This is a genomic window from Candidatus Pelagibacter ubique HTCC1062, from assembly GCF_000012345.1.
Classification (GTDB): Bacteria; Pseudomonadota; Alphaproteobacteria; order Pelagibacterales; family Pelagibacteraceae; genus Pelagibacter; species Pelagibacter ubiqueversans.
The window spans coordinates 390,166-410,358 of record NC_007205.1 but is presented as its reverse complement, the minus strand read 5'-3'; the positions used below and the strand labels follow the sequence as shown (position 1 = coordinate 410,358).

The following is a 20,193-nucleotide window of genomic DNA, read 5'->3' as shown; positions in this document are numbered from 1 at the left end:
AAAACATTAACGTTTATGCGACTTATAATGTCTTTTATAAAAATTAATTAAAAAGTTTTTCTAACTCATTTTGATAAGTTTTTATAATTTTATATCTTTTTAATTTTAAAGTAGGGGTCATCATATTGTTTTCAATTGTAAATTGATTTTTAATTACAAAAAACTTTTTTATTTTTTCTATTTTACTTAAATTTTTATTTATTTTTTCTATTTCTATTTTAATTTCTTCATTCTTTATATTTTTATATTCTGAGCTTAAAACAATTAAACAAACTAGATAAGGTTTGTTGTCACCATAAACTAAACTTTGCTCTATGTAATTAGATTTATTTAAATCACTCTCTATTTTGATTGGAGAAATATTATCTCCACCTGGAGTTATAATTATATCTTTTTTTCTATCTGTTATTTTTAAAAACTCGCCATCAAACTCTCCAATGTCACCTGTAGATAACCATCCATTCTTTAAAACTTTATTTGTTTCTTCTTCATTATTCCAGTAACCCAACATCACATTTTCTCCTTTAACCAGAATCTCACCATCATTTGCAATTTTAACTAAATTTCCCCTAAATGGTTTGCCCACAGTTTCTACCCTAATTTCATTAATAGAATTACAGCTTACTACAGGAGATGTTTCGGTTAATCCGTACCCTTGTAACGTTGGGAGACCAATTGCATTTAAAAAGCAACCCACTTCTTTGTCTAACGCTCCTCCTCCTGAAATAAATGCCTTTAGATTTCCACCAAATTGTTCTTTGATTTTCTTTCGTACTAAAAGATCACAAACAAAATTTATTAAACTTTCTATTAATGAAAATTGCACTCTATTTAATTTCTTATTTCCAAGTTTGATAGTTTGATTGATTAAGAATTTTTTTATTCCTGTAGCTTTACTAAAATTAGTATTTATTTTTTGATGTAAATTTTGATAAAATCTAGGAACTGCTGTCATTATCTCAGGTGAACAATTTTCCATATTTTTTATAAGTTTTTCTATACTCTCAGCATAGAATACCTGTGCTCCCACGACTATTTGAACAAATTGGACTGTATGTTCATATGAATGAGAAAGGGGTAGCCATGTCAAAAATTTAGGTTTTTTTGAGACAAACTCTTTTAATAAACCAAGGGCTCCCTCACAATTGTTTAAAATTCCACCATGGCTTAATACAACTCCTTTTGGATTTCCCTGGGTACCAGATGTATAAATTATACAAGCAATATCTTTTCTTTGAATTTTTAATTCAGAAAAATTTAAGGAATTAAAGTTTTTATTAGCAAAAATTTGATTAATACTTACATGAAGTTCTTGGTCAAATTCTTCAATTACATCAAAAAAAATAATTTTTTTTATAAATTTTTTTTTAGGTATAATATTTTTTACTTTTAAATACTGTGTCTTATTAGAAATGATTAAAACAGTCGGAGTGCAATCATCAATTATATACTCATAGTCTCTTTCTACATAAGTTGTATAAGCCGGAACTGTTATGCCCTCCGAAAGCATAATAGATAAATCTGATATCATCCACTCTGGTCTATTTTCTGATATTAACAAGCATCTATCACCTTTTTTTATATATCTTGATATTTCCTCAGAAAGTTTAATGACATTTGAATATACATCTTCCCAAGAATATTTTTTTTCAACTTCTTTTAAGGATTGTAAAAACACACTTGTTTTATCTTGTGTAAGATACTGTTTATAAAATAGTTCTAATAAATTATTAATTTTGTTTATTTCCATAATATATTGGTGGGCGAAGAGAGAATCGAACTCTCACTTCTTGCGAAACACGATTTTGAGTCGTGCGCGTCTACCAGTTCCGCCACTCGCCCTTTGTTTTCCTTATTATAACTATAAAATTAAATAGTATAAGAACATAATTTATATTAAAAACAAAAAAATGCTTAATGAATTATATCAAAAAACTTTAAAACTTGCTGCCCACAAGAAGTCAAATACTTATCTTGCAATTTTATCTTTTACTGAAAGTTCTTTTTTTCCAATCCCACCTGACGTTATGATTGCTCCAATGGTTATTGCAAAAAAAAATGATTATTTAAAAATTTTTTTAATAGCTACTTTGTTTTCTTCACTTGGAGGTATCCTTGGATATTTCATTGGATCTTATTTTTTTGATCTTGGAATGATTGTAGTAGAATTTTATAATTATGAAGAAAAGGTAATTAATCTTAAAAATAGCTTATCTGAGGGAAGTGGTCTTTATGTGTGGCTTGCTACATTATTTCTTGCTGGGTTTACGCCTTTGCCCTTTAAAGTATTCACAATAACAAGTGGTATGATTGGTTTTAATTTGCCTATATTTTTCATTATTTGTCTATTTTCTAGAGGGTTGAGATTTTTTATCGTCTCATACCTATCATATAAATTTGGTGATATTTTTAGCAAGTTTATGAAAACTGATGCTGCAAAATGGTTTACAATTTTAGGTATTATAATTGTATTAATTTTTACCCTAATATATTTTGCAATTAAATAACACAAACATGATTAAACGAAAAACTACACTTCATCTTATATTGTTATTCAGTATTTTTGCTCTTTTAACAGCCTATTTTATTGAACATATTTTGGGTCATCAACCGTGCAATCTTTGTTTAATTGAAAGAATACCTTATGTTGTTTCAATAGTTATAATTTTACTTTTTATTTTTATTCAAAAGTTTGAAAGATTTTTTTTAATAATTTTAAGTATTACATTTATTATAGCATTCTCTATTTCGTTTTATCATTTTGGAATAGAGCAAGGCTTTATAAAAGAGTCTTTAGTTTGTGACCTAAATTCTAATAATGCAGATTTGACTAAAGAAGCTCTTCTAAATCAGCTAAAAGAGGTTACAGTTAGCTGTAAAGATGCAACGTTTAAAATTTTAGGATTATCTCTTGCTACAATAAATATTTTTATCTCTTTAATAATCACAACTATAACTATAAAACTTTTCTTAACTTATGAAAAAAACAAATAAAGAAAAAGTAAAAGAATTTATTCGAGTTGATCACGCAGGTGAACGAGGTGCAATAAAGATTTATGAAGGCCAATTACTAGCTCTAAATACATTTGTTAAAGATGAAAACCTTAAAAAGAAAATTGAAGAAATGAAAATTCACGAAAAAGAACACTGTGAATATTTTGAAAATGAAATTAAAAAAAGAAATATAAAACCTACAAAGTTTTTACCTTTATGGGATTTGCTTGGTGTAGGACTTGGTTTTGGCTCAACAATGCTGGGGAAAAAAGCTGCTATGCTATGCACTGCCTCAGTGGAAGAAGTAATTGACGAACATTATCTAAATCAAATTAATGAGTTAGAAAACGATGAGAAAAAATTAAAAGAAAAAATAATTAAATTTAGAGAAGATGAGCTGCATCATAAAGATATAGCCTATAAAGAGGGTGCAACTAAAAAAGGAATGTATTCTATTCTGGATAAATTAATTAAAACTGGATCAAAAATTGCTATTAATATTTCTGAGAAAATTTAATTAAGCTTCTAACTCAACATCCCAATACAAATAATCCATCCAGCTCTTGTGTAGGAAATTTGGTGGGAAATTTTTACCATTTTTATGTAGGTCTTCTGTAGATGGCTGATATGGCTTTTGATTTAAGCTCATATCCAAATTTTTTAATAACCTTCCACCTTTTTTTACATTGCATGAAGAACAAGCAGTTACAACATTATCCCAGTTGGTTTGTCCACCTTTAGATCTTGGAAGTAAATGATCAAAAGTAAGATCTTCACCACTTCCACAGTATTGACATGAAAATTTATCTCTTAAAAAAACATTAAATCTTGTGAAGCTAGGATTAGACTGTGGTTTTATAAAACTTTTTAATGCAATAACACTTGGTAATCTCATATTAAACGATGGGCTCCTAATAACTCTGTCATAATTACTAACTATAACAACTCTATCCAAAAAAACAGATTTTATAGAATCTTGCCAGCTCCATAAAGACAATGGATAATAACTTAAAGGCCTATAATCTGCATTTAACACTAGCGCAGGACATTTTTCTAAAGACAAATTCTGATCGTTAAAAATCATTATAAAAAACTCTAACTGAAAAAAAATAATTTATCAATAAATAGAATTTAATTATATTTGAAAGTTATTTTTAATATAATTTAAAGCCGCGCTTGATGCCTCAATAGGAATATGATGTTCACAATTCTTTATCATTTTGGTTTCAATTTCAATATTATTTCTAATTAGGAAATCTTTTGCCTCTAATAAAAATGTTGGTGACACAACTGCGTCTTGATCACCATGTATCAATAGCATTTTAGTAGAAGAAGATTTTCTCATACTAAGATCATCTTGATTAATTATCTTACCAGAAAAACCAACAATACAATTATAATTTTGATTGCTAGTTAAACCTAAATTAATAGACATCATGCATCCTTGACTAAATCCTGATAAGCAAATTTGAGAATTATTAAGATTATATTCAGTTTTAACTTCTTCAATATATTTTTGGAGTTTATTTTCTGCTTTTTTAGATTCTTCTAGAATATAACTTGGATCATCTTTAGTTAAATCAAACCATTGAAAACCTGCTGGGTTAATTTTACATTCTTCATGACCATCTGGACATAAAAAAATAGTATTAGGCAAAAATCTTTTCCAATTTAAGGTCAACATACTTATGTCTTTCCCATCACCCCCATAACCGTGCAGTAAAATAATAGCATTTTTAATTGGCATATCTTTTTCTGGCTTAATAATTGTAGTTGATAGACAAAGTGTCATAGATGTTTTTATTATGTTTTTTTTATTAAAAATTATTCTACAATAGTTTCATGATAACAGGAACATTAGTTAAAATTTTAGGTATTGTGCTTTTAATAGTTGTAGCAGTCGTCTTGATCTTAGGAATTGGAACTTTGTTCAAAGGTGGCGAAACTAGCAAAAAATATTCGAATAAACTGATGCAGCTAAGAGTGTTGCTGCAATTCATTGCTATAGTAGCATTGGTTAGTTTTGCTTATTTCTTTAAAGATTAATCGTATTGTTTTAGCCAATTAATAAAATCCAAATTATTAAAATCAATAGATCCCATAATACGCCCAAACTCTTCACCTTTTTTATTAAATAAAATAGTTGTAGGAACTCCCCTTAAAGAAAATTTTTTAGCCAAAGTAATTGGCGCATCAAAATATATCTCTAGATTTTGAATATTTAGTTCTCTAAAAAAAGAATCTGATTTAGAGAAATTTTCCTGGCCAATATTAATAGGAAAAATTTTTAAGTTATCAAAATTACTATTTGACTGTAAGTCATCTAGAGATGGCATCTCCTCTCTGCAAGGAGCACACCAAGTAGCCCAAAAATTCAATATTAACAATTTTCCTTTAAAATCATCTAAATTTACATCATAATTATTTGAGTCTTTAAAAACTACTCCCTCATATATTTTTGTATTTTTTGATAAAACTAAATTTTTTATATTAGGTTTTTCTAGTGCATAACTAATGTTGCTAGTTATTAGGTAGATAAATATTAATAATAATTTCATGCTAAATATGTATAATTAATTATCATGGTAAAAAATAAAAACAATATGGCAATATGGGGATCAAGAATAAAGAAAGATGCTTCAACTTTGTTCCAAAAAGTTGGTAATTCAATAGATATTGATAAAAAGCTTTTTCAAGAAGATATTTTAGGATCAATCGCACATGTTGAGATGTTATTTAGACAAAAAATTATTTCTTTTAAAATTAAGAATAAGATAATTTTTGGACTTAATAAAATTGAGAAAGAAATTTTAAAAAATAAATTTGAATATAATAAAAAATATGAAGATATTCATATGAATATTGAAAAAAGATTATTTCAAATTATAGGAGAAGAGGCTGGATATGTTCACACGGCTAGATCTAGAAATGATCAGGTAATTACTGATTTTAAAATGTGGACGACTTCAGCAACTAAAGAAATTAATAAGAATTTAGACAATATTATTAAAACCATTCTCAAAATTTCAGAAAAAAATATTGAAACCATAATGCCTGGGTTTACTCATTTAAAAAATGCACAAGCTGTATCTTTTGCGCATTATTTAATGTCTTATGTAGAAATGTTTAATAGGGACAAAAAAAGATTTACCTATAATTTAGAAAGTTTATCAGAAAATCCTTTGGGTGTTGCTGCTTTAACAGGTACTTCTTTTAATATTGACAGAAATTTTACTTCAAAAAAACTAGGCTTTAAAAGACCAACAAATAATTCAATTGATACTGTTGCAGATAGAGATTTTGTTCTAGATTTTTTATATAGCGCTTCTGTTTGTTCAATGCATATTTCAAGAATAGCTGAAGAACTAATTATTTGGAACTCTGATGGATTCAATTTAATCACACTTTCAGACAAAGTGGTAACTGGTTCTTCAATAATGCCTCAAAAAAAAAATCCTGATTTGTTGGAATACTTAAGAGGGAAAACTGGAACGGTTTATGGAAATTTGTTTTCAATGTTGACAATTCTTAAAGGGCTTCCCATATCTTATTTTAAAGATCTTCAAGATGATAAAGAAATACTCTTCAAATCTAATGAAATTCTTAATAACAGTATTGCTATTCTTAATGAGGTTTTAAAAAATCTAAAACCTAATAAACAACAAATGTTAGACCTTGCTAACTCAGGCTATATTACAGCTACTGACTTAGCTGACTATCTTGTTAAAAATCATTCAATGCCATTTAGAAAAGCGTATCAAACTACAGCTTCTATTGTGAATTATGCAGAGAAAAAAAAGAAAAAATTGAATGAATTAAATATTGACGAACTAAAGAAAATTGAACCAAGGCTCACAATTGAAGTTTTAAAGATATTTAATGTGAAAAACTCTGTTAACTCTAAAAAATCTTATGGTGGAACGTCTTTTGATAATATCAAAAAAATGATAATGAAATATAAAAAGACGTAAAATGATAAAAAAACTAATTTTAATTTTTATAATTTGTTCTTTCTTGTTTTCATGTGGAAAAAAAGGAGATCCTCAATATGAGGGGAATGAAATGGTTTTTCCAAAGTCAGTAGATTGATGAAATATATAAAGAAAAACTTAACAATTGAAAAAGTTAATGTTCAAAAAATAGCAAAAAAGTTTGGTACACCAACTTATTGTTATTCGCACAAACGGCTAACAGAAAATATAAAAAATTTTAAAAAAAATTTTAGCTCCTTTTCTCCATTGATTTGTTTTGCTGTCAAATCCAATACTAATGTAAATCTGATAAGAGAAATTAGAAAATTAGGGCTAGGTGCTGATGTTGTTTCAATGGGTGAGTTAATGATGGCTCTAAAAGCAGGTATAGACCCAAAAAAAATTGTTTTTTCGGGCGTGGGTAAAACTTCAAAAGAAATAAGTTATGCAATTGATAAAAAAATTTTATTAATAAATGCTGAGTCTAAAAGTGAAATTATTGAAATTGAAAAAATTGCAAAATCAAAAAAAAAAATAGTTAATATAGGTATTAGACTTAATCCAAATACAGATGCTAAGACATTAAAACAAATTTCAACTGGAAAAAAAGAAAATAAATTTGGTGTAGATGAAAAAACTTTTTTTGAATTAGTAAATTTTACAAATCATTCTAAAAATATTAACCTTAAATGCTTAAGTGTTCATATTGGTAGTCAAATTTTAGATCACAAACCATATGAAAAAATGCTCAGTGTAGTGAATAAAATAATAAAAAAAAGTGGCCATATCTTTGAATTTATTGATCTAGGTGGAGGCATGGGTATTTCTTATGAGAAAAATAGCAAAAAACTTAACTATCAAAAATATAACACTGCTATACAAAAATTTCTAAAGGGCCAAAAAACAAAAATAATATTTGAACCTGGTCGATCTATAGTTGGTAATATTGGATTTTTAATTTCTCAAGTTATTTATATAAAAGAAAATACCAAAAAAGATTTCATCATATTAGATGCTGCAATGAATGATCTTATGAGACCAGCATTATATGGTGCAAATCATCAAACTATACCTGTAGTAAAAAATAATAGAATTTCAAACAAAACTTATGAATTTGTAGGACCAATTTGTGAAAGTACAGACAAATTTACAACTATAAAAGGTTTTCAGAAATTAAAAGAAAAAGATCTTGTGCTAATGTGTGATGTTGGAGCTTATGGAATGTCACTAAGCTCAAATTACAATGTAAGACCAAAACCAGCAGAATTAATAATTAAAGGATCAAAGATTAATATTATTAAAAAAAGACAAAAACTAAAAGATTTGATTTAGTTTTTGATTAATATGATAAGAAATTTTTTATTTTCATTATTTTTTTTCTTAGGAATAGTTTTAATTTCCATAATTTTCTTGCCAGCAATTTTACTACCAAAAAAAATAGTTTTATTTGGTGGAAAAATTATGGGCTTTTGGACTTCTTTATGTTTAAAAATATTTTTATCAACAAAGATAATCATTAAAGGTAGGGAAAACATAATTAGAGGAAAAAAATTCTTTATAGCTGCTTCACACCAGTCAATGTTTGAAACTTTTTTTTTACAAACTATCTTTAATTCTCCTGTTTTTATTTTAAAAAAAGAATTGCTAATGATTCCTATATTTGGCTGGTATTTAAAAAAAATAGGGTCAATTTCAATTAAAAGAAATAAAATTTCTAAAGAAAACTTAGGTTTTTTCGATGATATTTCTAAACAAGTGAAATTATCTGAAAGACCTTTAATAATTTTTCCACAAGGAACAAGACTTTCTGCAGAAGATAGAACTCCTTTTAAAAAAGGATCTGGTAGAATTTATGAAGAATTAAATATTCCATGCCAACCCATCGCAATCAATTCTGGTAATACCTGGCCAAAACATGGTTGGAAAAAAATTAATACCACTCTAACTGTTTCAATTTTAAAACCTATTGAACCTGGACTAAGCAAGGAAATTTTTACGAAAGAATTGGAAAAAACTATTTATACTGAACTTGATACTTTAAGCTAGCCTTTCATAGGCATTACAACAAATATACTGTCAAAATCGCCTGGATCTTTAATTAATGCCGGAGACCCAGTATCATTGAAAAAAATTTCAATCTTATCTCCATCAAGTTGTGATGCTACATCAATTAAATATCTAGAATTAAAACTTATTTCTAGATCATGATCAAACTTTACAGTTAAACTTTCTTTTCCATCACCACTATTTGTGTTGTTAACTGATAAGTTTAAAACATCTTTTGACAAATTAAATTTAACTCCATCTTTTTTATCTAATGAAACTGAAGCAACTCGATCAACAGAGTCTAAAAATAATTTTAAATCTATTTCTAACTTCTTTTGATTATTCTTAGGTATTACCTGAATATAATTTGGAAATTTCCCATCAATTAACTTAGATATTAATATACTATTATTTAATTCAAATTTTATTTTAGATTTAATATTTGAAATTTTAACATCGCCATCATAACTTTCTAACAATGAGCATAGTTGAAAAATTGTTTTTTTAGGAAGTATTATTGGTTCAAAATCTACTTGCTGGTCTAATCTTATTTTTGAAATAGACATTCTATGACTGTCTGTAGCTGCTGCTGTTAAAAAATTTTTATCTTCAGTTTGTGTTTGATGAAAAAAAATTCCACTTAAATAGTGTCTTGTTTCATCATTTGAAACTGAAAATTTACATTTATTTAATAATTTCAATAATTGTTTTGATTTTATAGAAAATTCATTTTGATTAAAGTTTTCATCTGTTAGTGGAAACTCAGATGCACTAATACAATTTAAATTAAAAACAGATTTTTCAGACTCAACTTGGAGTTTGCTAACGTCTGTTAAAGATAAATTAATTTTTTTTCCTGACGAAAATTTTCTTATGATGTCATACATAATAGATGACGTAGTAGTTGTGTTTCCTTCTTCTATAACTTCTACATTGTTAATTTGATGAATAAATATTAAATCTAAATCTGTTGCTGTAATTGTTAGGTTTGAATTACTCGCATTTAATAAAACGTTTGACAAAATAGGAAGTGTGCTTCTTTTTTCAATTACGCCTTGGCAATAATTAAGTGCTTGTTGCAGATCTTGTTGATTAACGTTAAATTTCATTTTCTTTATTATACAATATCTGATTTTTTAGATTATTAATATTGTTTGTCATTTCTGGATCTTTTTCCTTCAATTTTTCAATGGTTTTAACTGAATGAATGATTGTCGTATGATCTCTATTAGAAAATTCTCTTCCAATTTCAGGTAATGACTTGGATGTCAAAATTTTTGTTAAATATATTGCTGTTTGTCTTGGTCTTACAAGATATCTAGATCTTCTTGAAGAAAGCATCTCACTTTTACTAATTTTGAAGAACTTACATACAGTTGATTGTATTAAATCTATTGTTACTTTATTTTCTCCAATATTTAATAGATCTTTTAAAACTACTTTAACCTCTGATAAATTTGGAACTTTGTTGTAAATTCTTGAAAAAGAAACAACTCTATTAATTGCTCCTACTAACTCTCTAATACTTGTGGTTATTTCTGTGCTTATAAACTTTTGTATTTCTTCTGAAATATTTACTTGATTTGAATAAAAAATGTTTAGTTCCTCTGTTTTTTGTTTAACAATTTTACTTCTAAGTTCATAGTCAGGTTTTTGTATATCTACAACAAGACCTCCAGCAAATCTTGATTTAATTCTATCTTGGATTCTTGATAATTTGTTCGGTGCTCTATCGGCAGAGATTATAACTTGTGAGCCTTTATCTAATAGTGCATTAAACGTATGAAAAAACTCTTCTTGCATTGCTTCTTTACCATTCATGAATTGAATATCGTCTATCAATAATATGTCAGTATTTCTAAAATACTCTTTAAACTTCACCATATCATTAGATTTGATTGATTTTACAAACTGATACATAAATCTCTCAGCAGAAATAAACATAACTTTGTTTTTTTCTTTTAATGAAAGACCAATTGAATTTAATAAATGTGTTTTTCCCATTCCAACTCCTCCATAAATATAAAGTGGATTATAATGAGAAATATTTTCTGAAACTTTCATGGATGCTTCATAGGCAAGTTTATTACTTGTTCCTGTTATAAAGTTATCAAATCTTTTATTTGGGTCTATTCTGTTATATTGTAAGTATGTATCTTTAATGAATGATACGTTTTCATTATTTTCATTTTTAGTAAAATTATTTTCTATCTCATTTTCAGAGTTTTTTTCAATAATCTTAAACTCTATTCTTGTTAAATCTTTCTTATACGTTTTTACTATTTGCAAAATTTGGTCTAAATATCTTGAAGTAATCCAGTCTCGAATAAATCTAGTAGAAACCGAAAGTAAGACATAGCTATTCATCTCTTCAACGAAGTCTATCTTTCTAAGCCAGCTTTCATATATATCGCTACCTAGCTTATTTTTCATATCCTTTTGAATTAAAGCCCAATCTAAAGCTTCAGATGAAACATCTTTTGTACTTTGTGTTGTGTTGTTGCTTGTCATAAAAATTTGTAGGAATAAGGTCAGTTAGAAGCAAAATAATTTTTTTGCAATAAATAATTTTGTAAAAGCAAAAATAAATAAAATTAATATTTGCAATAAATAATTTAGTAAAAATAAAAATAAATTAAATCTATAGGTGATTCATTTCAAACGGGAATATTCTCTCTAAGCTGATATAATATTACAACCAAGAGGTGGTCTGTTTTAAATCTTAAAAATTATTTTGCCACAGTGTTGTTTGATTGAACGATTAAGTTTTACAAATTTAAAATCTATGATTGTGTGATTTATAAATTATGTTTCTTTTTGTTTTACTAAATCTATATATAGTTAATCTAAAAATTTGATTTCTTATATGATGTAAGTACTATTAGTTGAAATTTAAAATAGTCTTATAAATTTATTATAAGGCTGAAATTTTCTTTGTTATTCTCGAAATGTTTCTTGAAGCATTTGCTTTCTTTATAATTCCAGTTTTTGCAACTTTCATTAACTCAGAGTTCAACTTTGGCAAGAATTTTAGAGCTTCGTCTTTTTTCTTTTCTACCAGAAGAAGGTTCATTTTTTTTATAGCATTTCTATACTTGCTCTTACGAGCCTTATTAACCAATGTTTGTGTAGCAATTCTTCTAATTCTTTTAATTGCTGATTTTGTGTTTGCCATAAGCGCAGTGGTATAGCTTGAGAATTTATAGTGGTCAATAGAATAATTCCCTATTTTTGGCATGTATTACAAAAGAATGTTGACCTATTAGATATAAATATTTTCTGAATTTTCCCATTACATTTAGTTCTTAAGCAGCTTAGATTTTCTCTTTGATACACCCTAAATTCTTTTTGGAAATTTCCACTTTTTCCAGTGATGTTTTTAAAATCTCGAATACTTGACCCTCCTTTTTTAATAGCCCTATTAAGTACACTTTTTGAATAAGTAATAATTTTTTTGCAATCTTGCTTGGTTAACTTTGATGCATAGGTAATTGGATTAATTTTACATAAAAATAAAATTTCACTAGCATAAATATTTCCAATTCCTGATACAAATTTTTGATCTAATAAGAAACTTTTTATATCCTTTTTTTTATTTGTGAAATAACCAATTAAATATTCTAAGTTAAAATTTTTAAAAAATGGTTCAGGTCCTAAATGACTAAATCTTTTTTCAAGTTCCTTCTTGTTTTCTATAAATTTAAAAAATCCAAATCTTCTAGGATCATTGTATATAACTCTTAAACCTTTAAAATGAATTTCAACATGATTATGTTTTTTTGGTAGGCTTGGTGAATTATAAAAACTAGTATTGGTAAACTTACTAATATTATTTTTTTTTATTAAATGAACAGTTCCAGACATCCCTAAATGAATTAAACAAAAAGATTGATCAGAAAAATTCAAGATCAAATACTTTGAAAATCTAGTTACTTTTTTAATAATTTTATTTTTTAATAATTCTTCAAATTTTAAAGGAATTTTAAACCTTAAATTTCTATTCGTAATTATTATTTTTTTGATTTTTTTATGCTCTAATTTTTTAGATAGCGATTGTTTGACTATTTCTACTTCTGGTAATTCTGGCATTTGAGACTATATTATCAATAAATAATAAATTTAATATGCAGCAATATCTCCAAAACAAAAAGGGCCTTGTCCAAAGTGTCTTTGATAATGTCTATGACAAATATGATTTAATGAATGACTTTATGTCATTGGGTGTTCATAGAATTTGGAAAAAAGATCTATTAAGTTGGATGAACCCTTCAAATAATAAAACTTTAATTGATGTCGCCTGCGGAACTGGAGATCTTGGTAAACTTTTTTTAGATGCAACTGATAAAAATGGTGAAATATTTTGCGTTGATCCAAATAAAGGGATGATTGGTAAAGGCAAAGAAAAGTTAAATACTTATAAAAATATCAATTGGATAATTGCTCCAGCTGAAAAGTTGCCTATTAAAGATAATTCTTGTGATTATTATACAATTAGTTTTGGACTACGAAATACTAAAGATCTAAATAAAGCTTTATCAGAAGCTTATAGAGTTTTAAAACCAGGAGGTCGTTACTTATGTTTAGAATTTTCTAAAATTCAAAACTCTAATTTAGACTTTATATATAAAAATTATTCAAAACTTATTCCTTTAGTTGGAAAAGCTATAGTTGGACAAAAAGAACCTTATGAATATCTAGTTAAAAGTATTGAAGAGTTTATTAATCAAGAAGAGTTAATTGATTTAATGAATAAAAATAAATTTGTTAACTGCAGTTATAGAAACTTATCAGGTGGAATTGTAGCTATTCATTCAGGCTGGAAAATCTAATGTTAAAAAAAATATTCATCTTATTTAAATTAGGAAGAAAATTAGCTCGTTCTGATATATTAACTATTCTTTCTAAATTTAAAAAACCACCATTAGCAATTAAGATTCTCTTCCAAATACTTTCATTTTCTTTTTCTCCACCTAATAAAAATAATTTAAACGAAAATGAAGGAGCAAAACTTTCTAAGTCGCTACAATCAATGGGAACTACATTTATTAAGTTAGGACAATTTTTGGTTACTAGACCTGATATTATCGGAGATGATTTAGCAAAACAGTTAGAGGGCTTACAAGATAGATTGCCCGCTTTTACTTTAACTGAAGCAAAGGCAATAATTAAAAAAGACCTAGGAGATGATACTTTCAATTCAATCATTGATTTAAGTGAACCAGTTGCAGCAGCTTCAATAGCACAGGTTCATAAAGCAAAAATAAATGACAATGGAACCATAAAAGATGTTGCTATTAAAATTTTAAGACCAAATATAAAAAAAGTATTTAATGAAGAGATAGATGCTTTGATGCTTTTTGCTTTTATGGTTGAGTCATTTATAAAAAAAACAAAAAGGCTGAAATTGGTAGAAGTAGTTTTTCTTCTTAAAGAAATAACTAATTTAGAAATGGATTTAAGATTTGAAGCAGCAGCTGCAAATGAATATGCCGAAAATACAAAGAATGATGCAGGTTTTAGAGTTCCTGCTATTTATTGGAATTTTACAAGCGAAAATGTCATGACACTTGATTGGGTAGAAGGCGTTTCTATTCGTGAAACAGAAGATTTACAAAAAAGAAATATAGATACTAAGAGAATAGCCTCTGATGTAATTCAGCATTTTTTAAGACATGCTGTTAGAGACGGTTTTTTTCATGCTGACATGCATCAAGGAAATATATTTATTGACGATAATGGGCAAATTGTTCCTATAGATTTTGGAATAATGGGAAGATTAGACAATCTTAGCAAAAGATTTTTAGCTGAAATTTTATTTGGATTTATTCAAAGAGACTACAAAAAAGTTGCTGAGGTACATTTGGTTGCTGGTCTAGTTCCTAAAGATGTGCCTGTTAATGATTTAGCACAAGCATTAAGATCAATTGGTGAACCAATTTTTGGTCAATCTGTAAAAGATATTTCTGGGGGAAAATTATTAAAACAACTTTTTGAAGTTACTGAAAAATTTAATATGCAAACTCAACCTCAATTATTAATGTTACAAAAAACAATGGTAGTGGTTGAGGGTGTTGCGAGAAAACTTAACCCTAATACCAATATATGGGAAACTTCAAAACCAGTTTTAGAAAGTTGGTTAAGAGAAACAAAAGATCCAATTAATACCTTAAATGAAAGTTTAAAAAGTACTACTGAAGTAATTAAAAGATTGCCTGATTTTCCAGAGATTATGGATAAAGCCAATCAAGCTTTATCATTTTTAGCAAGTGGACAGATCCCCCAAAATTCAAATTCATTTACTGCCTTAAATGAAAAGAGATCTGAAATGACTGCCTTTAGAAATCAGTCTATTGTTGGTTTATTACTGCTTGTAATTTTTGGTCTAGTAGTATTTTAATTCTCACAATGAATAATATATCTGAAAGAAAAATACTTTTAATAATATGTGGTGGCATATCTGCTTACAAAAGTTTAGAATTAATCAGATCATTAAAAAAATTAGGTGCAAAGGTTAAAACTATTCTTACTAAAAGTGCTAAAGAATTTGTAACTCCTTTGTCCGTTGCCTCACTATCTCAAGAAAAAGTTTATGACGATTTATTTAACCCTGAAAATGAGGCTGAAATGGATCATATTTCACTATCTAGATGGGCAGACTTAATTGTTGTAGCTCCAGCTACCGCTAATACAATCTCAAAATTAAGCACAGGGTCTTCAGATGATCTTGCCTCAACTGTAATTTTGGCTTCCGATAAAGATATTTTTTTAACACCAGCAATGAATGTTAGAATGTGGGACCATCCATCGACGAAAGAAAACCTTAAAAAATTAAGATCATTTGGTTATAAAATTATAGGTCCTGAAATTGGAGATATGGCCTGTGGAGAATTTGGTGAAGGGAAAATGACTGAACCAGATAATATTGTTCAAGAAATTAATTTATACTTTAGTGAATTAAATAAAAATTATAAATTAAAAGCCTTAGTAACGGCTGGACCAACTAATGAATATATTGACCCTGTAAGATTTATAACAAATAAATCTTCTGGAAAACAAGGTTATGCTTTAGCAAAAGCATTTGCTAAAAAAGGATTTCAAACCACTTTAATTTCTGGACCTACAAATTTAGAAGTAGGCAACAATATAAACTTAATTAAAGTAGAAACTGCAGACGAAATGTTTAAAGCTGCACAAAATAATTTACCAACAGATGTAGCAATTTTTTCAGCAGCTGTTGCTGACTTTAAAGTTAAAGAAATAAGTAATAGCAAAATTAAAAAGCAAGAAAAATTAAATCTAGAACTAGAAAAAAATATTGATATTTTAAATTATGTATCAAAACATAATTCTCTTAGACCAAAGTTGGTAATTGGATTTGCTGCAGAAACTAATAATATAGAAGAAAATGCAAAAAAAAAATTAGATGAAAAAAACTGTGATTGGATAATTGCAAATGATGTTTCCAATAAAGCAATTGGATTTGACTCTAGTTTTAATGAAGTTTCGATTTATTATAGAGATAAAAATATGGATGATGAAAGGCTTACAATAAAAAGTAAATCTGAAATTTCTGATGAAATAGTAGATAGAGTTATTAAAAGATTAAATTAAAATTCAGTGGCTAAAGTATTAATCAAAAAATTAAATCCTAAAGTAGAATTACCTGCTTACAAAACAGATGGTGCTTCAGGTATGGATTTGATGGCTTTTATAGAGGAGCCTATTAGAATAGCACCTAATAGCTCATATTTGGTTCCTACAGGGCTTTCAATGGCATTTTCAGAGGATTATGAAGTTCAAATTCGTCCTCGATCTGGTTTGGCTGCTAAAAAAAGTATTACAGTTTTAAACACTCCGGGGACAATTGATAGTGATTATAGAGGAGAAATTAAAGTTATACTTTTTAATCATGGTAAAGAAGATTTCCTTATCAACAATAAAGATAGAATAGCACAAATGGTCTTAATGCCTGTAATTAAGATGGAGTTTGAAGAAACAGATAATTTACCTGATACATTGCGAGGTGATGGTGGATTTGGCTCAACAGGTAAATGAATAGCCAATTAAAAAAAGCATCAATAGAAAGATACTCAAGACAAATAGTACTTAAAGATATTGGCACTATTGGACAAAAAAAAATTATATCTTCAAAAGTTTTAATTGTTGGAATGGGTGGTTTAGGATCTCCTGTTGCAGAATTTCTTGCAAGAGCTGGGGTTGGTTCGATAGGTATAGTTGATGATGATAAAGTTAGTTTATCTAATCTACACAGACAAAGTCTTTATAACACCAGCGATATAGAAAAATTTAAAGTTCAAGTAGCAAGGGTTAAAATTAAAAAAATAAACCCAAGTATTAAAATTAAAATTTACAAAATAAGACTTGATAAAAATAACTTTAAGAAAATTATAAAAGATTATGATTATATAGTTGATGGTTCTGATAATTTTTCAACAAAATTTTTATTAAATGATTTTTGTTATAAATTTAAAAAAATACTTGTAACCGGAGCCATAAGTAAATTTGACGGTCATATATTTACTTTTAATTTTAAAAATAAAAAAATTCCATGTTTAAGATGTTTTTTTCAAGACTCTGATATTTCAGATGACTTATTAAATTGCGAGTCAGAAGGTATTCTTGGCACTGTTGCTGGTATAATTGGAACAATACAAGCAAATGAAGTTTTAAAGAAAATACTTGGTATTGGAAAAAGTCTTGATGGATATATTTTTATCTTAGATTTATTACAATTAAATTTTAGAAAAGTTAAACTTAAAAAAAGAAAAAACTGTTTTTGTAAATGATAAAAAAAATAGCTATCTGGTTTTTGTGTCTATCAGTTTTATTTGGTCAATTTTCAATGGCAGAAGAAAAGTTTCTTTCTTTAAAAAAAAGTAAAGTAAATGTTCGATATGGACCAAGTTTTGATTCAAAAATCAAATATATTTATAAAAAAATAAATTTACCGATAAAACAAATAGATCAAAAAGAAAATTTTAGGAGAATTGTAGATTTAAAAAATAATAGTGGATGGATCCACATTTCTCAGATTAAAAAATCAAATTCTATTATTATTTTAGAAGATAAAATTTTATATAAAAAACCATCTAACTTTTCAAAACCAATAGCCAAACTAGAAAAGGGAAGACTATTAATCTTAAAAAAATGTGAAAATATATGGTGTAACGTAAAAACTGAAGATTATTCAGGCTGGATCAAAACTGAAAATATTTGGGGTTCTATTAGATAAAATCATCACATAGCGATTTAATGCTATTTTCTGATAGTTTTGTTGTGTGAGTATACTCTTTATGATCAATCCCAAGTTCGATAGTTGCACTATCTGATTTAAATTTAGAAATTTGATCATCATTTAATTTGAAATGGATAAACTGTACTGAAGAAGCTTTTCCTTCTGCTGATGTTCTGTCAACATCTGCTTCTGGAACTGCTTTAACAATTTCATTATTAATTTTCATAAATACCTTTTCTTCAATACCTCCAACTTTACCTAAAAATTTAGCTCTTGAAATTGGATTATCAATTTCAAACATTAATGTTGCTATAAGTTCTTTTCCACTTGGTACTAAGGGATTGTAGGCTATTAATTCATCTTTTAATTGCTCATCTCCACCTTTTTCGATGTGAAGCATTTCTTGAACTTGGGCAACCATAGTTTCAAAACTTTCAAAATAAAAAGTAGCATAAGGACCAAGTGCTATTCTTCTATCTTTTTTAAACTCAACTAAATCTTTTCTGATTTGTTTTCTACTTTTTGCGTAAACATCAGATGGTAGTAAGTCTTCTTTTTCTATTAGTCTTTTTTCTTTACTCATAATTACAATCTATAACTTTTTGCCATTAATTCGATAGGATGAAGTGCCTCATCATTTGAAATATTTGTGTCTGTTTCTAATTGTTTCAAATGCTTACCTGCCAAAGGACAATCTGAAGCCATGTATTTATTATTTTTATTTTTAATTTGTTTTGCTGTTGGTGTTCCAACTTTTATAGCTAGATCGTGAGTTTCCTTCATCACACCAAAAGTTCCTCCGTGACCAGCACATCTTTCAACAACATCCATTTTTATATTAGGAATGAATTTAAGCATATCTCTAGATTTAATACCCATATTTTGTGCTCTTGCATGACAAGCGTTGTGAACTGTAACCCCACCATCAATTTCTTGTAAGCCCTCTGCTAAGCCTTCGTTTTGTGCTATATCAACGATATACTCATCTATATCACTAACACTTTTTGAAAGTCTTTTAATATTTTCATCGTTTGGTAATAGCAATGGCCATTCAAATTTTAACATTAGACCACAGCTGGCTGTTAGAGTAATAATTTGATAACCCTTATCTACCCACTCTAATAAATCTTTGGAAACTTTTTTAGCTTGCTCCACAACTTTTGGTAAATCTGCTTGCTCGAGATAAGGCATTCCACAACAACCTGGGTAAGCCTCTTGAACCTCTACTCCATTTTTTTTTAAAACTTTTAATGCAGCTACACCAGTGTCTTTTTTATTAAAATTAACAAAGCATGTTGAATAAATTACAACTTTTCTATCTTTAGATGGAGCTTCACTGTTTACTGGAATATTATTTTTTTTAAAATATTTTGTAAATGTTTCTGAATTGTAGGTTGGAAGCTTAACCCTCATATCAATTCCAGCAACTAATTCTAATATTTTTCTAAAAAATGTATTTTTAATGTTTGATGCCCAGTTTATAAGGGATGATAACATTACACCAATTTTTGCATTTCTATCAATTCGAGCTAATTGTGCCGGTACTGCAGGTAATTTATTTAATTTTTTTTGAGCTGTTCTGTATCTCAACATTAAGTGAGGAAAGTCTAAATCAAAATCATGTGGCGGTACATAAGGACACTTGGTCATAAAACACATATCACACAATGTGCAAGCATCTACTACAGGTTCAAACTGTTCACTTTTTAAACTTTCTACATCCTCATTTTCTGACTCATCTATCATGTCAAATAATTTTGGAAACGAGTCACATAAATTAAAACATCTTCTACATCCATGGCAGATATCGAATGCTCTTCTCATTTCGTCATCTAATTTTTTAGGATCTAAAAAATCTGGATGCTCAAAATTGATTGGGTGTCTAATGGGTGCGTCTATACTGCCTTCTTTACTCATATTTAAAAT

Annotated in this window: 23 protein-coding genes and 1 tRNA gene; 13 read left to right on the top strand and 11 right to left on the bottom strand. The window is 27.5% G+C overall.

The annotated features are described in order from the left end of the window. Nucleotides 1-43: 43 nt before the first annotated feature. Nucleotides 44-1,750 carry an AMP-dependent synthetase/ligase gene (locus tag SAR11_RS02120; protein WP_041185772.1) on the bottom strand — a complete coding sequence of 569 codons (1,707 nt, stop codon included), beginning with the start codon at nucleotides 1,748-1,750 and terminating at the stop codon, nucleotides 44-46. A gap of 7 nt (nucleotides 1,751-1,757) precedes the next feature. Then, nucleotides 1,758-1,842: transfer RNA gene (locus SAR11_RS02115), tRNA-Leu, on the bottom strand. A gap of 68 nt (nucleotides 1,843-1,910) precedes the next feature. Between SAR11_RS02115 and SAR11_RS02110 the strand changes: the two genes are divergently transcribed. From SAR11_RS02110 to SAR11_RS02100, 3 genes are read left to right on the top strand one after another with little or no spacing between them, the layout of a single operon-like run. Beyond that, complete coding sequence (locus SAR11_RS02110; protein ID WP_006997486.1) at nucleotides 1,911-2,507, top strand: YqaA family protein; 597 nt, start codon at nucleotides 1,911-1,913, stop codon at nucleotides 2,505-2,507. A 7-nt stretch (nucleotides 2,508-2,514) separates the two neighbouring features. After that, nucleotides 2,515-2,994, top strand: a complete 480-nt coding sequence (locus SAR11_RS02105; RefSeq protein ID WP_006997487.1) for a disulfide bond formation protein B — start codon at nucleotides 2,515-2,517, stop codon at nucleotides 2,992-2,994. Next, nucleotides 2,978-3,511, top strand: coding sequence for a demethoxyubiquinone hydroxylase family protein (locus SAR11_RS02100; RefSeq protein WP_006997488.1), 534 nt, complete (start codon nucleotides 2,978-2,980; stop codon nucleotides 3,509-3,511). Before SAR11_RS02105 ends, SAR11_RS02100 begins: the two co-directional genes overlap by 17 nt. On the opposite strand, the gene SAR11_RS02095 is transcribed toward SAR11_RS02100, so the two are convergent. After that, nucleotides 3,512-4,078 carry an HNH endonuclease gene (locus SAR11_RS02095; RefSeq protein ID WP_006997489.1) on the bottom strand — a complete coding sequence of 189 codons (567 nt, stop codon included), beginning with the start codon at nucleotides 4,076-4,078 and terminating at the stop codon, nucleotides 3,512-3,514. It abuts the gene before it with no gap. A gap of 51 nt (nucleotides 4,079-4,129) precedes the next feature. Beyond that, nucleotides 4,130-4,786, bottom strand: coding sequence for an alpha/beta hydrolase (locus tag SAR11_RS02090; protein WP_020169009.1), 657 nt, complete (start codon nucleotides 4,784-4,786; stop codon nucleotides 4,130-4,132). 50 nt (nucleotides 4,787-4,836) lie between these two features. Here SAR11_RS02090 and SAR11_RS02085 point away from each other — a divergent pair, with 50 nt between their 5' ends. Then, nucleotides 4,837-5,040 carry a twin transmembrane helix small protein gene (locus SAR11_RS02085; RefSeq protein WP_018413748.1) on the top strand — a complete coding sequence of 68 codons (204 nt, stop codon included), beginning with the start codon at nucleotides 4,837-4,839 and terminating at the stop codon, nucleotides 5,038-5,040. On the opposite strand, the gene SAR11_RS02080 is transcribed toward SAR11_RS02085, so the two are convergent. Next, complete coding sequence (locus tag SAR11_RS02080) at nucleotides 5,037-5,552, bottom strand: TlpA family protein disulfide reductase (protein WP_006997492.1); 516 nt, start codon at nucleotides 5,550-5,552, stop codon at nucleotides 5,037-5,039. The two genes, SAR11_RS02085 and SAR11_RS02080, sit on opposite strands and share 4 nt — an antisense overlap. A 24-nt stretch (nucleotides 5,553-5,576) precedes the next feature. Between SAR11_RS02080 and argH the strand changes: the two genes are divergently transcribed. From argH to SAR11_RS02065, 3 genes are all read left to right on the top strand, one after another. Continuing rightward, nucleotides 5,577-6,965 (top strand): argininosuccinate lyase, encoded by a 1,389-nt coding sequence (gene argH, locus SAR11_RS02075; protein WP_011281693.1) that lies wholly within the window; start codon nucleotides 5,577-5,579, stop codon nucleotides 6,963-6,965. 117 nt (nucleotides 6,966-7,082) lie between these two features. After that, on the top strand, nucleotides 7,083-8,297 hold the full coding sequence (gene lysA, locus SAR11_RS02070; protein WP_011281691.1) for a diaminopimelate decarboxylase: 1,215 nt from the start codon (nucleotides 7,083-7,085) through the stop codon (nucleotides 8,295-8,297). A 12-nt stretch (nucleotides 8,298-8,309) separates the two neighbouring features. Beyond that, the gene (locus SAR11_RS02065) at nucleotides 8,310-9,011 is read left to right on the top strand and encodes a lysophospholipid acyltransferase family protein (protein ID WP_011281690.1); all 702 of its coding nucleotides are present in this window, start codon (nucleotides 8,310-8,312) and stop codon (nucleotides 9,009-9,011) included. On the opposite strand, the gene dnaN is transcribed toward SAR11_RS02065, so the two are convergent. The 4 genes from dnaN to mutM form a co-directional block, all read right to left on the bottom strand. Continuing rightward, nucleotides 9,008-10,120, bottom strand: a complete 1,113-nt coding sequence (gene dnaN, locus SAR11_RS02060) for a DNA polymerase III subunit beta (protein WP_011281689.1) — start codon at nucleotides 10,118-10,120, stop codon at nucleotides 9,008-9,010. The genes SAR11_RS02065 and dnaN overlap by 4 nt on opposite strands. Continuing rightward, nucleotides 10,110-11,522, bottom strand: a complete 1,413-nt coding sequence (gene dnaA / locus SAR11_RS02055; RefSeq protein ID WP_020169003.1) for a chromosomal replication initiator protein DnaA — start codon at nucleotides 11,520-11,522, stop codon at nucleotides 10,110-10,112. The genes dnaN and dnaA overlap by 11 nt, the downstream gene beginning before the upstream one ends. Nucleotides 11,523-11,925: 403 nt before the next feature. Then, nucleotides 11,926-12,186 (bottom strand): 30S ribosomal protein S20, encoded by a 261-nt coding sequence (gene rpsT / locus SAR11_RS02050; RefSeq protein ID WP_011281687.1) that lies wholly within the window; start codon nucleotides 12,184-12,186, stop codon nucleotides 11,926-11,928. Between the two features lie 50 nt (nucleotides 12,187-12,236). Continuing rightward, complete coding sequence (gene mutM / locus SAR11_RS02045) at nucleotides 12,237-13,100, bottom strand: bifunctional DNA-formamidopyrimidine glycosylase/DNA-(apurinic or apyrimidinic site) lyase (protein WP_011281686.1); 864 nt, start codon at nucleotides 13,098-13,100, stop codon at nucleotides 12,237-12,239. Nucleotides 13,101-13,135: 35 nt separating this feature from the next. Here mutM and ubiE point away from each other — a divergent pair, with 35 nt between their 5' ends. From ubiE to SAR11_RS02015, 6 genes are read left to right on the top strand one after another with little or no spacing between them, the layout of a single operon-like run. Then, nucleotides 13,136-13,840, top strand: a complete 705-nt coding sequence (gene ubiE / locus SAR11_RS02040; protein WP_011281685.1) for a bifunctional demethylmenaquinone methyltransferase/2-methoxy-6-polyprenyl-1,4-benzoquinol methylase UbiE — start codon at nucleotides 13,136-13,138, stop codon at nucleotides 13,838-13,840. Further along, nucleotides 13,840-15,408 carry a 2-polyprenylphenol 6-hydroxylase gene (gene ubiB, locus SAR11_RS02035; RefSeq protein WP_006997502.1) on the top strand — a complete coding sequence of 523 codons (1,569 nt, stop codon included), beginning with the start codon at nucleotides 13,840-13,842 and terminating at the stop codon, nucleotides 15,406-15,408. The genes ubiE and ubiB overlap by 1 nt, the downstream gene beginning before the upstream one ends. Before the next feature lie 8 nt (nucleotides 15,409-15,416). After that, nucleotides 15,417-16,622: a bifunctional phosphopantothenoylcysteine decarboxylase/phosphopantothenate--cysteine ligase CoaBC gene (gene coaBC / locus SAR11_RS02030; protein ID WP_011281684.1), complete on the top strand. Its 1,206-nt coding sequence runs from the start codon at nucleotides 15,417-15,419 to the stop codon at nucleotides 16,620-16,622. Between the two features lie 6 nt (nucleotides 16,623-16,628). Continuing rightward, nucleotides 16,629-17,066 carry a dUTP diphosphatase gene (dut, locus tag SAR11_RS02025; RefSeq protein ID WP_006997504.1) on the top strand — a complete coding sequence of 146 codons (438 nt, stop codon included), beginning with the start codon at nucleotides 16,629-16,631 and terminating at the stop codon, nucleotides 17,064-17,066. Continuing rightward, nucleotides 17,063-17,818 carry a HesA/MoeB/ThiF family protein gene (locus tag SAR11_RS02020; protein ID WP_011281683.1) on the top strand — a complete coding sequence of 252 codons (756 nt, stop codon included), beginning with the start codon at nucleotides 17,063-17,065 and terminating at the stop codon, nucleotides 17,816-17,818. The genes dut and SAR11_RS02020 overlap by 4 nt, the downstream gene beginning before the upstream one ends. Continuing rightward, the gene (locus tag SAR11_RS02015; protein ID WP_011281682.1) at nucleotides 17,815-18,264 is read left to right on the top strand and encodes an SH3 domain-containing protein; all 450 of its coding nucleotides are present in this window, start codon (nucleotides 17,815-17,817) and stop codon (nucleotides 18,262-18,264) included. Before SAR11_RS02020 ends, SAR11_RS02015 begins: the two co-directional genes overlap by 4 nt. On the opposite strand, the gene SAR11_RS02010 is transcribed toward SAR11_RS02015, so the two are convergent. Together SAR11_RS02010 and SAR11_RS02005 are read right to left on the bottom strand one after the other, a co-directional pair. After that, nucleotides 18,257-18,850, bottom strand: coding sequence for a DUF3501 family protein (locus tag SAR11_RS02010; protein WP_006997507.1), 594 nt, complete (start codon nucleotides 18,848-18,850; stop codon nucleotides 18,257-18,259). The two genes, SAR11_RS02015 and SAR11_RS02010, sit on opposite strands and share 8 nt — an antisense overlap. Before the next feature lie 2 nt (nucleotides 18,851-18,852). Beyond that, complete coding sequence (locus SAR11_RS02005) at nucleotides 18,853-20,184, bottom strand: (Fe-S)-binding protein (RefSeq protein ID WP_006997508.1); 1,332 nt, start codon at nucleotides 20,182-20,184, stop codon at nucleotides 18,853-18,855. Nucleotides 20,185-20,193: the final 9 nt, after the last annotated feature.